The sequence below is a fragment of the Micromonospora sp. ABR4_055 genome (assembly GCF_056160425.1).
The window spans coordinates 48,231-65,282 of sequence record NZ_JBSWXD010000011.1; the positions used below are offsets into that span (position 1 = coordinate 48,231).

The 17,052-nt window shown below is 68.7% G+C and carries 6 protein-coding genes; 5 read left to right on the plus strand and 1 reads right to left on the minus strand.

The window, feature by feature from the left end; genetic code table 11:
- Positions 1-487: 487 nt before the first annotated feature.
- From ACXAHD_RS05490 to ACXAHD_RS05505, 4 genes are read left to right on the plus strand one after another with little or no spacing between them, the layout of a single operon-like run.
- Positions 488-2,230 (plus strand): RICIN domain-containing protein, encoded by a 1,743-nt coding sequence (locus tag ACXAHD_RS05490; RefSeq protein WP_281552686.1) that lies wholly within the window; start codon positions 488-490, stop codon positions 2,228-2,230.
- Positions 2,227-3,873: a S8 family serine peptidase gene (locus tag ACXAHD_RS05495; protein WP_281552687.1), complete on the plus strand. Its 1,647-nt coding sequence runs from the start codon at positions 2,227-2,229 to the stop codon at positions 3,871-3,873. The genes ACXAHD_RS05490 and ACXAHD_RS05495 overlap by 4 nt, the downstream gene beginning before the upstream one ends.
- Positions 3,874-3,907: 34 nt before the next feature.
- On the plus strand, positions 3,908-6,508 hold the full coding sequence (locus ACXAHD_RS05500; protein ID WP_281552688.1) for a right-handed parallel beta-helix repeat-containing protein: 2,601 nt from the start codon (positions 3,908-3,910) through the stop codon (positions 6,506-6,508).
- A gap of 31 nt (positions 6,509-6,539) precedes the next feature.
- Positions 6,540-7,100 (plus strand): sigma-70 family RNA polymerase sigma factor, encoded by a 561-nt coding sequence (locus ACXAHD_RS05505; protein WP_281552689.1) that lies wholly within the window; start codon positions 6,540-6,542, stop codon positions 7,098-7,100.
- An 87-nt stretch (positions 7,101-7,187) separates the two neighbouring features.
- Here the strand turns inward: ACXAHD_RS05505 and ACXAHD_RS05510 are convergent, their stop codons facing one another.
- A complete protein-coding gene (locus ACXAHD_RS05510; RefSeq protein WP_475048969.1) occupies positions 7,188-16,412 on the minus strand; it encodes a hypothetical protein in 9,225 nt (3,074 codons plus the stop codon).
- On the opposite strand from ACXAHD_RS05510, the gene ACXAHD_RS05515 reads away from it, so the two are divergent.
- Positions 16,383-17,052: hypothetical protein (locus tag ACXAHD_RS05515; protein WP_475048972.1), on the plus strand; the 670-nt coding region annotated here is incomplete at its 3' end. The two genes, ACXAHD_RS05510 and ACXAHD_RS05515, sit on opposite strands and share 30 nt — an antisense overlap.

Here is a 17,052-nt window from a genome sequence, read left to right on the forward strand (position 1 = left end):
ACGACGCTGAAGCCCTCGGCCTGTGGGTCCATGGTGACGATCTCGACGTCGACGCCGGATGCGGCAGTGGGTCGACCGCGGTGGGCGGCTCGCGGACCCCCGAGTGTGGGCCCAAGCCAGCCAGTGGGCGCTATACAGGCACCGTTCAATATCGAAGTGTGACAAGGTGCTACTAGGGACATCCCTCGAAGTACATGATCTACCGAAGTGCCCTCGTAGACTGGCCAGGTACGGCGTCGACGGCAGCCGTCGGAGACAGGTCGTCCGAGCGGAGCCGGGGCGGCACCCTCACCCTCGTTGGAGGAGCAACCCGTACAGCCATCGATTTACGCAGAGTTCATCGATGGTTGGGTATGATCGCTTGTGTTCCACATTGTGTGCATCTAGCTTGCAGCAGGTCCACTCCGACTTACCGGTACCTCCGCCTCGGGCGGGCACGGCGAGTTGGCTTGAGGTAAGGCTGAGAAGGTTGGTGGCCAGAATGGGCATGTCGGCCAGGTTTCGCAACCGGGCGTTCATGGGGGTGGCCCTGGGCATGGTCGCGATGGTCACCCTGACGGCCTCGCTGGCACCTAGCCCGGCCGATGCGCGAGAACCACTACCCGGCACGCCGATCACCGACGCGGATGTCCGGCTGCTGACCGAGGCCGCAGCCTCATGTCCCACCCTGACCCCGGCTCGGCTGGCCGGTCAGGTGATGGCCGCGTCCCGGTTCTCGGCGACCCCGGTCGAGGCTGTGCAGGCCGTCGGCGGGCAGGGCACTGCCGGGCTGGTGCCGACCGTGTGGCAGAAGTGGGCACCGTGGGACGGGGCGCGGCCGGCTGATCGGCCGGCCAGCATCACCGCGCTCGCCCACCACATGTGCCAGTTGGTCGGCCAGTTGCGGGTGCTCGAACTCGACGGCGACAAGTGGCTGTTGGCACTGGCGGCGCACCGGCTCGGTGTCGAGCCCGTTGTCGAGGCCGGCGACGTGCCGGTCGGGGCCGCCGAGTACGTCGACACTGTGGAACGGTACGCCATCTGGTATGCGTCGCAGCCAGCCTTCGGCGGCAGCGGAAGGGCCGCAGCCGAGGCCACCCAACCGGCGGTCGCGCAGCGGATCACCAGGGCCGCGCCGTTGCCGGTGCCCGACGTGTACCTCGAGCTGATCCTGGCCGCGGGCGCAGTCTGCCCACAGATGCCCCCGACTCGGGTCGCCGCGCAGCTCATGGCCACCTCCGAGTTCGACCCACAGCGGCTCGGCCCGACCGGCGAGCAGGGCATCGCGCAGTTCCTACCCGAGATGTGGGTGGCCTACGTACGGCCGTCGGCGGAGGCCTCACCCTGGACCCCGGCCGCGGCGGTGCCGGCCCTCGGCGAGACCATGTGCGCGCTGCTGGAAGCGGTGCCCGGCACTGGCCCCGACGCCTATTCGCTCGCGTTGGCCGTGTTCCTACGGGGCGACCCGACGATCCGGTCGCTGGCTGACGTACCGGGTGTTGAACGGGTCGTTGCCCTGGCCGAGCAGGTGGGCCACTTCGAGACCGAGTACGGCAAAGATCCTCGGCTGGCCCCGTCGGCCGATCCCTCACCGTCGGCCGCTCCAGTGGCGAGCCCGACCACCGAGTCCGAACGATCAGCGGAGGCGAGCACCGCCCCGACGACCGCAGCGCCCCCGCGGCCTTCGCCGCCGGCGACGAAGCCGAGCACCCCGGCACAGACCGACTCTGACCAGCCGCCGGTCAGGGCCAAGGACGCCGATGGGACAAACCGATCGTACGGGCCCTACTTCATCCACAACCTCGGCACCGACAGGTGTATCGACATACCGGGTGTCGGCCCCGGTCCACGCGACGGGCCGGTCCTCCAGGACCTCTGCTACCCGCACACCCCGGACAACCAGGAGTACGCCTTCGTCCCGCGCCGGGTCGACAGCTCTGGGAACCAGCTGTACTGGATTCGTAGCGTCACCTCTCAGTACTGTCTGGACCTGCCAGGCAAGGGCTCGGTTGCGCCGACCACGCCGCTGAACGAGACCGGCTGTTACGACGACGAGAACCAGTACTGGCGGTTGCAGCCCACGGTCAAGTCCGGCGACATCCAGTACTACTGGGTCATCAACACCGCCTCGAACCTCTGCCTCGACGTTCCCGGTTACGCGACCGGAGGAATCGGCCTTCGTCTCGAGGTTTACGAGTGCTGGCCCGACGACGACCACGACTGGGCGCTGATTCGAAAGGCCAACTGGTGAACAGGCACCTGGCCAGGGTGGTCCTGACCGGGCTGGCGACGCTTGTCGCGGTGACGGCGGCGACCACGGAGATGGTCACCGAGCGTCGGCCCGCACGGGCCACGCCGGCCGATTCGCAGGAGCAACCGTACGTCCTCTACTACACGGTGATGGCGTCGTACCAGGGCAAGCCGGAATCCCTCTGGTCAGTCGCCGAGCGGTTCCTCGGCGACGCCGAGCGCGCCGGCGAGATCCTGGCACTCAACGCCGGGCGGCAGCAGCCGGACGGCGGGCGGCTGAGCGATCCCGGGCAACTGAACGAAGGCTGGCACCTCGTGCTGCCCTGGGACGCGATCGGCACCGGACTTCGACACGGTGCACTGCCGACGACAACGGCTGCGGAACCTGGCGCGACGGCATCGCCGGAACCGGCTGGTTCGCCCAAACCGGCTGATTCGCCCAGGCCGTCCGGATCGCTCAACCGCCCGGCCGGCCCGGCCAGCGCTCCGGTGCGGAGCACGGCGCCCCCCGCCGGCGAACCAACGGGTTCCGGCTCCACAGCGTCCGACCACACCGGCTGCCGGCCGGCTGCGGTAGCGGACCCACCGGCCGACTCGAACTGGGGACAGCAGTTGGTCGCGCCGCAGCGGGTGTGGCGGACCGCCACCGGTGCCGGCGTTTCGGTGGCTGTCGTCGATTCGGGTGTCGCAGCGGGTCGGCCGGAACTCGGTGACCGGCTCGGCCGAGGCGTCGACATCGTATCCGGCAGAGGTCAGGGCGACACCGACTGCGTCGGCTCGGGTACGGCGCTCGCGGGTATCGTCGCAGCCGACGACGGGAGAGCCGGCGACCTGGTCGGGGTGGCGCCCAAAGCCGTCGTCATCCCGGTGCGGCTGGTGGACCGGGGCGTCGCGGCGAGCCCACCGGCAGCCGTGACCGCCATCGAGGTCGCGGTGGCCACCGGGGCGAAGGTGATCCTGCTCGGTGTGTCCGTCGATGTCGCTGACCCTTCGGTCCGTTCCGCGATCGACGAAGCGATCGGCTGGGGCGCAGTCGTGGTGGCACCGGCCCCAGCCGCCGAACCGGCGATCACTTCCGGGGACGGCCTGCTCCGCGTTGGCGGCCTCGGCCCCGACCAGCGACCGATCGCCGACTACCCGGCCGGCTCGGTGGACCTGCTCGCGCCGGCGGCCGGCATCCGTAGCATCAGCGCGACCGGCACCGGAGCCCACGTAGGCACCGGTCCGGAGTACGCCGCCGCGTTCGTCGCCGGTGCGGCGGCGCTGGTGCGTTCGGCCCATCCCGGACTGTCCGGGGAACAGACCGGCCGGCAGCTCGTCGTGTCCGCCGACCGGCCGGCCGATGCCGGCCCGGAGAGCGTCGGGCGGCTCGATCCGTACGCGGCGGTCACCGGCCGGCTGGTCGATGAAAGGCTGCCCGCAACTGTCCTCGAGCAGGACGAACGGTCTCAACCGGTTCCCTGGTCGGTGGTGTTGGCGGTCCTCGCCGTGCTCGGGGCGCTGTTTGCCGGCGGTCGGCTCTGGGGCCGCTACCAGGCGGCGCGCAGGCGGCGTTGGCTGGCGCTGGAGCGGGCCGACGACCCGTTCGACAGCCGTGCCGAGGACGCGGATCAACTGGTGCACGCGCACGGTGGAAAGACGTGAGTACTGGCACCGACGGTGTGTGGCTGGGGTGGAGATGGTGCGACTGAAGGGCCGCCGGGCGGGTGCCGATCCGGACGTCGTCCGGGTGGCGCCCGGCGAACGGGGAGCTGCGCAGAACATCGCGGCCGGCCTGCGCGCAGCCTCGGCTGGGCAGACCGTGCTGGTGGCACCCGGCCGGTACCACGAGGATCTGTTCATCGGCACTGCGGCACGGGTCCGTGCCGAGCAGGGGCCGGGCAGCGTGTCGTTGGCGCCGCGTACCCCGGTGCGCATTACCGCTGCGGCGACGTTGACTGATTTGACGGTGGTCGGTGCCGACCCCGGTGATCCGCTGCTGCGGATCGAGGACGGCAGCGTGGAACTCGTCGGCTGCGACCTGCGTGGCGGCAGGATCGAGGTCATCGGGCACGCCCGCTCGGTGCTGCGCGAATGCCGGCTGACCGGTGCCCGGCTGGCCGGGCTGTATGCCACCGGAAACGCCGCAGTCCTACTCGAACGGTGTGTCGTCACGGACGTCGACGGCATAGGTGTGGTGGCCGGCGAATCGGCGCAGACGACTCTGCGTGACATGTGGATCGACTCCGTCACCGGGTCGGGCGTTCGGGCACGTGGCACCGCCCGGATCGAGTTGCTCCGCTGTACGGTCGTCGCGGCTGGACGCAACGGGATCCGGGCCGAAGAGTCGGCGTCGGTCACCGGGTTGGACGTCACCGTGAGTCGCAGCAGTGGAGACTCGGTGTTCACCTTCGGGTCGGCGCGGACGGAGCTGACCGGGTGTCGGCTGATTGACCCCGCCGCCGCAGGCGCAGTCGCCGCCGACCGGTCGCAACTGGTCCTGAACCGCTGCGAGGTGGACCGGGCTGGCGCGACCGGAGTGGTGTGCCGGGACGAGGCCGAGGTCAACATCTCCGCCGGATCGGTGCGCGGCTGCGCCGGCAACGGGGTCTTCGTCACCGATAGCGGTACGGTGACTCTCACCGACACCCTGCTGGGCGACTCGACGTACAGCGTGCTGCACGTCGGCGGCACCGGCCGACTGACCGCCACCGGCGCCCTGGTGGGGCCATCGGCGGAGCATGGGCTGCACGCCATCGGGGCAGGTAGCGTCGAGTTGGCCGGCGGCTGGGTGCGTGGCTGCGGGCTCGCCGGACTGAGCACCGCCGACAGCGCCGGGGTGACGGCCACGGGCACCGTGCTGGCCGGCAACCGCAACGGGGTGGTCGTCGGCTCGGACCGGCCTGTGCGACTGACCGGCTGTGTGGTTGACGCCAGCAGCCGAGCCGGCGTTCAGGTCGGCGTCGGTGCCGCCGTGGAGCTGGACGACTGCCGTATCGACCGGGCCGGCACCGCCGGGATCGTCTTCGAGCAGGACAGCGGGGGCACCGTGGAGCGGTGCGCGGTGCGTGACGCCGAAGGCTCCGGCATCGTGGTGTGGACCGGGGCCAGCCCACAGGTGACAGCCACGTCGTGTACGGCGGGTGCGAAGAACGCGTTGTTCGTCGCCGAGGGCGGCGGCGGCCGGTACGTCGACTGCGTCTTCACTGACAGCGCATATCCGGCGATCCATATCGGGGCCGGGGCGACACCGACCATCACGCGCGCCCGGATCCGCGACACCGAACTCGACGTCGATGTGGACCCGCAGGCCCAGCCGGTCTTCGAGGAGATCCGGCTGACCGACGTGGCCAGGTCATTGTTGCCGCCGAGCGCACTGGCCGCCAGCGGTGATCCCGGCGTCCCGGCGGTGGCCGGGGCTCCGGCTGCCGGTGCCGTGCTGGCCGAGGCAGCTCCGACTGAGGCGGCCCGACCTACCGAGGCAGACCTGCCGGATCTGCTGGCCGAGCTGGACGCGTTGGTCGGCCTGGACCGGGTCAAGCAGGATGTGCAGGCACAGATCAAACTCATGCAGACGGTACGTCGACGCCGGGAGGCCGGGCTCGCCGCGCCGCCATTGAGCCGGCACCTGGTCTTCGCCGGAAACCCCGGCACCGGCAAGACCACTGTGGCCCGCCTCTACGGCCGGCTGCTCGCCGCGTTGGGCATGCTGGAGCGCGGCCACCTCGTCGAGGCCGACCGGACCACGATGGTCGGCGAGTACGTCGGGCACACCGGCCCCCGTACCCAGGCGGTCTTCCGCCGGGCACTCGGCGGAGTCCTCTTCATCGACGAGGCCTACTCGCTGGTTCCACCCGGTCACACCAACGACTTCGGGCAGGAAGCCATCGCCACGCTGGTCAAGCTCATGGAGGATTACCGCGACGACGTGGTGGTGATCGTGGCCGGCTACCCCCTCGAGATGAGCCGCTTCATCGCCTCGAACCCGGGCCTGGCCTCCCGGTTCTCCCGGACTCTGACGTTCGAGGACTACGGGTCCACCGAGCTGACCGACATCGTCGAGGCACAGTGCCGGCAGCACGAGTACCAGCTCGCCGACGACGCGCGGGCCGCCGTCCACGACCTGTTCGCTGCGATCAACCACGGCCACGGGTTCGGCAACGGCCGCGCCGCGCGCCAGATCTTTCAGCGGATGACCGAACACCAGGCGCAGCGGGTGGCCGATCTCACCGACCCGTCGACCGATGACCTGCTGAGACTCACCGCGTCCGATGTGCCGGCCGCCGGTTCGGTGGCCTGACCGGTTTCCACGGCCAGAGATGAGGTATCCGATGGAGATCATCGAGGGCGAGCGTCGGCCGACCCACGCCGACCTGGTCACCTGGTACGAGCGGGTACTGGTGCCGCAGAGCCGGCCAGCGCTGCAGCGGTACGCCCGGCGGCTGATGCCAGGCGATCCGCACCGGGCCGAGGATCTGGTCCAGGAAACGCTGCTGCGGGCCTGGCGTAATCTGGCCTCGGTGGCCAGCGCCCGGTCGCCGCAGGCCTGGCTGTCGCGGGTCGCCCACAACCTCAGCGTCGACCAGGCCCGGCGGGTGACGGCTCGCCCTGCCGAGGTCAGCGAGGACGTCACCGCCATGGCCTGGCAGCCGGCGGAGAACCTCTTCGACGCAGCTCTGGACCGGGTCGCGCTGGAGCCGGCGCTGCGTAGCCTCTCGGCCGTGCACCGCGAGGCGCTGCTCCTGGTCTACTACCAGGACCGTACGCATCGCGAGGTGGCTGGGGTGCTCGGCGTACCCCCGGGCACGGTGAAGTCACGCACCCACAACGCCACCCGCGAACTGCAACGGGCGTTGAGCCAGCATGGCGTGACCGGCCGCGCCGCTGCCTGACCTGACTCGGCGCGGACGGCACCGGCGACTGGTTCAGGCAGCCGACGCCTCCGGTGCCACCTCGTCGAACTGGACCGGGACCGCACCTCACGCCTCGGCGTCGCCGGGGATCGGCTCGATCGGCCTACCCAGGGTGATCCGATCGACTCGGTGCCGGTGCAGCGCGGACAGACCCTCCGCGAGGTGACCGGCCAGGTCGGGGTCGACCGGTGTGTCCACCACCGGAACGAGGCGGACCCAGGCACCGGGAACGCGGCTCCCACCGATCCTGCCGGCCAGCAGTGTGCCGAGCTCAGCCAGCAGCGCCGGGCTGGTCGGGACCAGGACGTGCGCCGGGGAGCCGGCCGGTGGCAGCGGTAGCAGATCTGCTCCGGCCCGGTACACGACGACCAGTTCGCCGCCGGCGGCGGGCGGGACGAGACCCCCGGCGGCACCGCCCATCGACCAGATACCTGCCGCGCGATCGATCGGCCGGAGATCACGCGGCCAGATCGACAGCCACATGTCGTCCCGTGCGACGAGATCTTCCAGGTCGTCCCTGTCCAACCCATGGTCGAGGTTCAACTCCACCAGTCGCTGCAACCGCGTCGGATCGACGTCGCCGTACCAATCGGAACTGACGGTCTGTAGCAGCCGTTGCAGCCCAGCTTCTCCGGTGAGGAACCGGCCGTCATAGTGGTAGGCCGCCAGCACCCGGTGCGCTGCCTCCAGCCGCTGCGGTGTCAGCTCGAACACTCCGTACGCGCGGGCCGCCAGGTAACCGGCGGCGAGCAGGTTGTGCCGGGCCACTCGCTCGCCGCCTGCCCCGGCCGTGACAGGCGCGGCCGCCGCGAGCCGCGTGGCCTGCCCGTCCAGCGCCGCGACCAGGACCGACGAATTCTGCTCGGCCGCTGCGGCGCCGGCCACGTCCAGCAGCCTGGCAATCAGATCATGGCCGGTGAAGCCGAGGCCGGGGCCGGCCGGATCCGGCGGTGCATAGCTGACCTCGTCCACCACCGCCTCCGAGCCGAAGGCCGCTACGACAATTCGACGCTCGACGTCGCTGACCGGATGCAGTAGGTCGTCGGTGGCCACCGGAAGTGCCTCGGGTCGGGGCTGCGGCCTGTGTACCCGGACGAATCCCGATTCGGTCGTGGCCCCGACGTGGCTGGCCAAGGCTCGGCCGACCCACACCCCGAGAACCCATACCGGCCAAGGGGTCTGCCGGGACGGCAGCCCGATCACCACCGGCGGGTCGTCGTCGCGTACGGCCGGCGACACCTCGGCCGGCCCGATCCACACCCGTTGACCGACCGCCTGCACCTGCCAACCCGATGCCAACTCGTACCGGCCCCAGCCGACGTTGCGCAGCGCGACCACATCGAGATCGAGTACCGGTTGCTGCGGATCGGCGTGCACGGTGTAGTAGCGGGCACCAGGGCCGAGTGAGGCACGGTGGTCTCGGCTGTAGGCCACGAAGTGATGGGCTGCCGCCCCGGTCGGCTCCACCAGGTCGACGTCGAGGGCGAGCACCCGTTCGCCGCCCAACGTACGGGCAAGTTCCACCGCCCGTGGAGCGCTGATCGGTGCGGCCGTCAGCAGCTCCACCATGGTCCCGACGGGTAGGTCGTCGCGCAGCCGGCGCAGCAGGTGACCGGCCTGGTCGACGTCGGTGATCTGAACCGCCAGGAGCATGCCCTCCCGTCGCGGTAGCCGGATCGGCGGCTCCATCGACGAGGACGATGGACGGAGGAAGACCCCTGCGGCTCCAGCCGGCATGTGGGGGTACCTGTCCGGCGCCGTCAGCGGGACGCTGTCGTACCCGTGCATCGGGGCCAGTTGAGCGGCGGCCGCGCCCCAGCGGTGCACCGAGCCCGCCTCCTGAATCCACAGGCCGAGCAAGATCGCCTGAGCCTCGTGCAGCAGGCTCAGATACAGGGCCCGCACTGTGTCCGAGAAGGTCCCGACCTGGCCCACCGCACGTTGCACGCGTTCACCTAGCCGTCCTCCGGCCCCACTGACCCTCGCCGCCGCCACCCACTGGTTACACCGGGTGATCAGATCCTTATCCTGACCGAGAAGCTTGTAGATCGCTTCTCGGTCAGGGTGGGCCAGCCCGTGTCGCGACAGTAGCTCCGCCACGTGTCGCTGCGCCGCGTCGAGCTGGCGCGCCGGCCCGTGCAGCAGCTGGCGGTGCACCTCCGGATCCTTGATCAGCTCAGTCAGCACTCTCGGGTCGCCGGTCTCGGCTACGCGCCACCGGGCGTTGGTTGCCCACTGCACAGAGTGAAACTTCTCGTGCACCAGCGCATCCCGCGAACGGTCGGCATCCATGTCGTACCGCAGCCGCAACCGCCAGCGCGAGTAATCGAAGGAGGCTCGGGCGTGATGCCCGGCGGGCATCTGCTCCGTCCGTTCAAATCCGCGCGGCCCCGGTGTGTGCAGGAGCCAACTCATCTGGCGATCGAAACGCCGCCAGGCATCCAGTACGGTGCCGAAGTCGTCGTGGATAAGCCGCACATGGTCCTGTTCCACCAATGTCGGCACCCTATCGACCAGCGCCGCCGCCCCCAGAGCACGGTTGGTGAAGGCCAGGTGCGTGGTGCCGAGAGAGTCGTTGGCGATTCTGTGGATGTCGTGCAGCGTCGAGTGCACCTCCCCGTCGGTGGGGTCGAGGCGGACCAGCTGGGCATCGGGGTCGACGCTCGTGCCGCGGTCGCCGGCCACCACCGTCCAGTCGGCCTGGACTAGGTCAGCGACATGGCTGTCGAGCGGCATCGGTTGTTGGGCGCGTACCACCCGGACCACCCGACCCGCTGAGTCCTCTTCCACCCTGGCCCGGACCTGGATGGTCTGTCCGTGCACCTGAGCCTGGTAAAGGTGGGTGCCGTCGATCACGATGTCGGGTAGGACGCGCGAGCCGGTAGTGACGAGATGCCAGACGAACTCCCGGGCCTTGTCTTCTGCCGACCGCAGCCCGGTCTGCCGCCCCAGCCTGTGCAGAGCTTGTGCGACGCGGTCGTCTCCTGCTGAGATCCAGCCGATCCGCCTCGCCTCCTCGTAGAAGTGGACGGCGTCCGAGGGGGCGAACATCTCGCTACGCGCCCACGGCGCCCAGGTACCCGGCGCCAGGCTCATCAAAGTGGATATCGCCCCGCCTGAACCACCGCCCCGCAGCCTCGCTGTCGGCTCGGGGTCTGAGCCCCGCTGGCCTTGCCGGCTCACGGCAACACCGTCGCCGGCTGACTGACGTGTCGGGTCTGGTCCATGCGCCAGCTGGGACTCGCCGGGCAGGGCGATCGGCACAACTGGATCCGAGAAGGGCATGAAATTCTGGACGTGCAGGTCGCCGTCCTTCGCCGTGGGCTCGGTAGCGGTGGCGCTGCTGACCTTCCCGGCTGGTTCCGCTGCGGCCGTAGCTGGCTGTTCAAGGGCTGTGGGCGGCGATACCTCATTGCCTGCGGCCGGTGTGTCAGTGCGCACTGTCGCCAGATCGGCGAGCATGGTCTGATGGTCGGCAGTCAGTCCGTTGGCGAGGATTCCAGCTACGGCCGGATCGGTGCCCTCGGCCTGGATACGCTGCGCCTGGAATTGCACCCACCGCTCGCGCAGGTCGTCGCGCGGCGTGGCGGTGGTGATGTCCGCTGGGGTGGGGGTTGGTTCTATGGGTGATGGTGGTCGGGTGGTTGGTGTTGGTGTCGGTTGAGTGGTTTGGGCGTTCGATGGTGTGTGGGTGGTGGGGTTGGCGGTGGTCTGCGCAGGGGGCGGTGTTGTGGTGTCGGTGGCTGCTGCTGGTGGCAGTGGTGGTGCGGGCGGCTGTGGTGGGTTGTGGAGCGGGAGGAGTGGTCCCTCGTCCTCAGGCCACGAGCCGGGCATCATGGTGCCGCTCGCGGTTTTTGGCGTCGAACTGGTTTCTCCGGCCGGTTCCGTTAATGGTTTCGGCTCGGGTTTCGGCGGAGGGACGACGGGGACTGTGGGGTCGGGCTTCTTGGCTCGCATCAGGTAGATGTCTTCGTCGACGTCGATGAGGAGGGCTCCGTGCGGCCCCTTGATGACGAGCGTGGCGTCGTAGCGATACTGATGAAAGTTGCGCTTTGCCTCTCTGTTGCGTTCGTTGACCTCGCTCATCTCGGCGGAACTGCCCTGGCCGGACTGACTGTCGCGGGAGAGGACTTCGCCAATGAAGCCGACCTTCTTGACAAGTCCGGTGCGGGCTCCGCCCTGTGGGCCAAAACCGAAGTTGCCGATCTTGGAGTTGTCTTGGCTGCTGGACGTGCTGGACTCATTCTGTTGGTAGCGTCTGCCCTTTTGGAAGTCACTCAGCGGATCGGTGTCAGATCCGTAGTATTCGCCGGCGCGGATGTCAATGCCGAGTGTGATGTTGGTGTCGGGGATCACGTACTCGTGTTTGAGGAGTTGGTTGATCCTGGTGCGCAGCATCGATTCGCTGGTGTAGTGAGTGATCAGGTGGTGCAGGGCGCTGCGGCTGTCGACGCCGGGTACCTTCCAGGCCCCGTCGACCGTCAGGTCGGTGCCGGGGCGGAGGCTGGGTCGTGCCGTGGTCAGGGCGGCCCAACGGGCGAACTCACGAGCGGCCGCCTCCATCCGCCACGGGTGCAGGGCGCGGTCCTCGAGGAGTTCGGTATTCGCTCCGGCGGGTTTAAGTATGGTGTCCTCGGCCCAGCGCGGTGTGGGTCGCGGGGCGGGGGTTGCCGGTTTGGCTGTGGGAGGCGCGGGCTTGGGTCCGCGCCACCCGCTGTTGTCGGTGTTCCTGGGTTGCGTGAAGGATTTGGGGACGATGAGGCGGACCCGGCCACCGGCAATCAGATCATTGCTTTCCCAAGCGAAGGGGGTGTGGTCGTACCAGAATTTCTGGACGGAGTGATTCAGGTCTGGCCACATACTGCTGGTGGCGGCTGTGGTGATGGAGAACAGTGTGGCACGGCCAGTGGCGACGAAGAGTTCGGCGATTTTGGGTAGTTGGGTGGTGGTGGCGAGTTCGATCATGAAGTTGAGTGGGTGTTCGAACTCATGGGACTTCTTGGGCGAGGTGCGGAAGATGTCCTTGGTGGCGGACTGGTTGCTGTGTTCGCTGGAGTAGGACTTTCCGTAGCTGCCATGGCCAAGGCCGCCGAGCTCGCCGCGGTTTGCCTTACTGACCACCCCTCGGCCGTGGAAGTCAAAAGCGGCCGACCAGCCCCAGCCGGAGCTGCTGCTGTTCTGTTCGTTGTCGCTGGTCTGTCCGCGGAGGGTGAGGCTGACCTGGTCGCGAGGTCGGTCGGACGATGGTATGTGGTCGGTGGTGGCGGCGACGCGAATCCACAGGTACCGGGTGGTGGTGTACGGACCGGGGATCGGGAACCATCCGAAAACGCCTTGGCCCGACAGGGGGAAGTACTGCGCAGTGAGGGCTCGGCTGCGGAAGCTGCTGATCACCGCGCGGCGCAGTGGGCTGGTGGCGTTCTCTCCAGCGGGAATGAGGCCCTGCCCCTCCAGCGCTCGGAGGATCGATCTCAGGACGTCGTTGGCCTGTAGCTGTTCGGGGTGACCGACGGCGGGCAGCAGTTTCGGGTCGATCAGTTCAAGGGCTGGCGCGTTGACGGCGGTGCCGCCGACGAGTTCGAGGTCCTCGGCGGCGCGGTCGGTGATCAACAGGTCGAGGGCGTGGTGGGCGTTGACGTAGTGGGGTCCGGCCGAGGTGTTCTGGGCGCCGTTTTTGGATCGGATCGCGGTGATTTCGAAGACCATGCGACCGTTGTAGGAGTGGACGGTGTCGTTGTAGGTGGCGCGGGTGATGTCGGTAGCACCCTTGGTGCTGTTTGTCGATCTCCCGGTGGACATCTCGCCCTCGGCGTCGATCCCGCCGCCGATCCGGCCCTGCTCGAAGGGCTCCTCGGCGTCGACGTTGTAGTTCTGGTAGTGGCCGCCGAAGCCGAACTTGCCCATGGTGGTGATGTCCCTGCTCCGGGCATCGCTGTGGCTGGACGCGAACTGTCGGTAGTGTTCGAGTTCGACGCCGTCCTGGTGGCTCTTCTGGTGGTCCAGGCTGTCCTTGAACAGACGGCCCCGGACGCGAATGAACTGGTCGTATCCGTCGCGGGCGGGTAGTTGTATCTCCCAGCCGTACTCGTCGAGGATGTCAGGACTCTGACTGGCAAGCTCGCTCGGGGCGGAGAGGTCCAAAACCTGGTCGGGCCAGTTCATCGGCTCGCTGAACCACGTATCGGGAAGGCCGTTGACCTGCTGGTAGAGCTTCGCGGCGGTGGCGGACAGTTCCGGGATGTGCCGGAAAGCGGGAAAGAGTCCGGCGCTGCCGATGGTGTCCAACGGGAGATGGGATGCCTTACCGCCGGGCTCCCAGGCGCCCCTGGGATCGTCGCTGGCCTCGGCCCTCCCGTGGTTTCTGAGTTCCTGTTCGCTGTGGGTGGTGCCTTCGGGGGGGAGATGTTCGATCGGGACGGCGGTCTGGGTGGTGACTTCCAGGTTCGGGTCGTCGCCGATCAGCCAGGTCTCGCGTGGGCTCGGCCGGTCGGGGTCGGTGACTTCACGGATCGCGACCTCATAGACGGTGCGGTAGCGATGGTCGACGATGTCTTCGACGGTCTCGGTGCGGGCGTACTCCTGGATGTTGCGGCTCAGTGATTGTTCATTGCTCCACCCCACCTTGGTGGACACCCCGACGCGTGGGAGGCTGATCCCGCCCCGGTGCTGTCCGTCGAGGTCGCCGACGCGGACCGAGGGGCCGCTGCCGAGTTCGCCGGTGCCGGTGGTGTCGCCGGACTGGGCGCCAGAAGTGGCGGCCCCGGTCAGCGCACGCGCGTTGACCGTCATCGGGTACCGGGTACGATCCAGCAGGTCGAACTGGTGGGCGGTGGCCAGCACCTCGAACGTGCGTCCGTTGCTGGCGACGCTGAACTTGCGGCCGGCCTGGACCCGGCTCGGGTCGGCCTCCAGCACGGCACGACTGACCCGGATCATGACGTCCCGGCGTGCCTTGGCGCCGATGTCGTCGAGGCCGGTCCGTGCCTTGAGCACGTCGATCACGAGGTTGGCGACCTGTTCGGATCCGGGGAGGTTGCCGGTGATGCCCAGGCCCTGCCCGCGGCGCAGTGCCAGGGCCAGGGGTTCCGGGCCGGTTCCGTCCTTCGGCACGAACGCCTGCCGCGCCTGCGGGGCCCCGTTGATCACCGGCCGCAACGTCGCGGCCAGCTGCTCCGCAGACGCTGGCGCCGGTGCGGCGGACCCCCGGATGGGCGAAACCTCGGCTTTGGTGCCGGATTCGGCTGCGGTCTTGGTTTGCGTCTTGACACTGGTTTCGACTTCCGTGGCTGGGGTGAGTACCACTCGGGGGCGTCCTGTGCCGGGGCCTCCGAACCTGGGGGTGAACACATCGCCAAAGATGCTGCGTTCGAACTGTGCCGCTTCAGCGGCGGGCATGGCGATCTCGGCAGTGACCTGGCGGGTGATGGGTGGGATGTTCTTGTTCCCGTGGGTAGCGAGGGTGAAGTCGACGGTGGCCTGGTACCGGGCCTGGTCAGACTTTCGGTTGAGGACGGTGTGGTTCGATGCGGTTTCTCCAACACCCAACGCGGCGCTGTGTTCGGCAGAGAGCCCAGCGCCGAATTGCAGACCGCCGGTAGTCTGCCCGCCCGAGTCGTCGTCGTCCGGATTGGAGCCGCCCTCGCTTAGCCTGAGCAGACTGCCTCCGGCGGATATGCTGACGTCGGTACTCCTGGACGCCTGGTAGTTGGCAGTAGAGACCACGCCGAGATCTTCCCGGGTGGTGATGCCCTCCGTAGTTTCCAGAAACTGGATTTCGCGGATGCTGACTGCGGTGGTGATGTATCCGTTGAAACTGCGGGGGCCGGCGCCTTCGCGAATAGTGTCTGTCTGGTCGCCGTTCGTGAGCAGGTAGCGACTGCGGTTGCGGGTAGTCCGCTCGTTCAGCAGCCGTTCGTGGGCCAGTGCGGCCACCTTCGCGGCGACGTCGGCCGGCAGCGCCGCGCTCAGGGCCTTGTGCCAGTCGGTGATGACCTGGTCAAGGCTGATCGCGTTGAGTGTCTCCCGCGCCTGGGAGACCGGATGCATGGCGGCGGTTCCGGCCGGCGGTTTTGCGTCTGCGGTGGTGGTATCGCCGTCCGGGGGTGTGCGAGCGTAGGCGGTTGGTAGGGAGACTCCGAGGAGGTCCGCCTCGCCGACGACTGGGGATTGTCCCCACTTGACGCCGTTGACGTAGATCTGGAACTCCACGCCGCTGTTGAATTTCGTCGACTCGGAGACGAACATCTTCCGGCCGGAGATGACCGTTGTCTGCTCCGAGGTTTTTCGGGCAATGTCGCTGCCGAAGGCCAGAGATGGCAGCTTCGTCAGCATCCGGGGTGCCTTTTGGGTCGGCAGTGAGAAGGTCAGCTCGGCGGCGCCGTCGTGGTCCAGGCCACTGGATTGGGAGGTCTCCCTGCCGGTCGCGGTCGAGCCGAATGAGACAACGTACTCGCGTTCCTTGCCTCCGTCGGCATTCGGTGCCTCCTGCGGATTGTGTGGCACCGGGCGGATCCAGATCAGTCGATCACCGGCACTGATCGTGATCCCATGGAACAACGCATTTTCCCACCGGGCGCGATTCTTGTCGATACCAGCCAGGTCTTTCGGGGCGGCTTCGAGCAGCTCGCGGATCGTCGCGGCCACCTTTTCGCGGATGCCCTGCTCCTGTCGGGCGTTGCCCAGATCCGGTAGGTCCGTGCTCCTTGCCTTGTTCTGCTCGCCTGGTTCCTGCGGACCCTTACCGGGTTTCAACACTGCCATCTCGGCGTCGGTGATGCGCGTGCGTTGACCCGACGGCAGCGCCGCGGCGAGCGCGTTGAGGGTATCGGCGATCTCGTCGGCCGTTCTGCTTCGGACCTCGGCGATCGCCAGTTCACCAAGTGCCCCGTCAGTGAAGTACCACGGCGTCGCGGTCGGCCGGACCTTCGCCGCCTCCTCGGCCTCCTTAGCCTTCTTCGCCGCCTCCTCGGCTGCCTTCCTCGCGGCATCTTCAGCTTCCTGAAGGGCTGTCCGAGCGTCGTGTAGCTCCTGCTCCTTGCTCTCCCACGCGGTGCGAGCCTGCACAGCCTGCTCAGTGCCCTGACCAAGCGCCGCCTCATGTGTCCGCACAGCCGTGGCAAGCTGGTCGCGTTCCGCCTGACGTTCCACGGCCTGGATACGGTCCTGTTCCTCCTCGCGGCGGTGGGTCTCCTCCAGCTCGCGGGCCCGCGCGGCCTCCTGCCGCTCGGCCTGCTGGCGGCCGGCCTCCGCAACTTTGGCGAGTTGGTCGGCCTGGTCCAGCTCCCGTCTCACGGCCTCGGCATCAACGTCGGCCTGACCGCGTTCCAGCTCAGCCTGCCTCGCCGCCCGGTCGAACTCGGCCCACCGCTGCTGGGCCTGCTGGAGCCGATCGTCGTCACGTTGCTGCTCGGCGGCCTGCCGGGCTTGGTCCTGCTCGGCCTGGCGTGGAGAGACCGGCGGCGTGGCGTCAGTGCGGGCATCGACACGAGTCCCCGAGGCGGGGCCGCTGCCGACCGCTGCCGACTGCTCCTCAGCCCGCGCGGCCTCAGCCCGCGCAGCCTCGGCCCGCGCGGCCTCGGCCCGCGCAGCCTCGGCCCGCGCAGCTGCGCGTTGCGCGGTCCGATCGGCGACTTCGGCGCGTACCGACTCCAACACGGCATCCTCGGCCAACCGCTGCCGCGCTGCCTCCGCGCGCGCTGCCTGTCGCCGCGCCGCCTCCGCGTCCAACACCTGGCGCTGGGCATTTCGCTGTTCGGCCTCCCGCCGCGCGGCCTCCCGCTCGCCGCGGCGACGATCTGCGGCGCTTCGCGCCTCGCGCTCGGCGGCCTCGCGTTGCTCCTGCCGTTGTGGGGAAGTAAAAAAGACAAAGCCAAACGAGAAAAGAACAAACCCACAACCACCCCCCCTCAACCCCCCGACCCACCCCCCAATG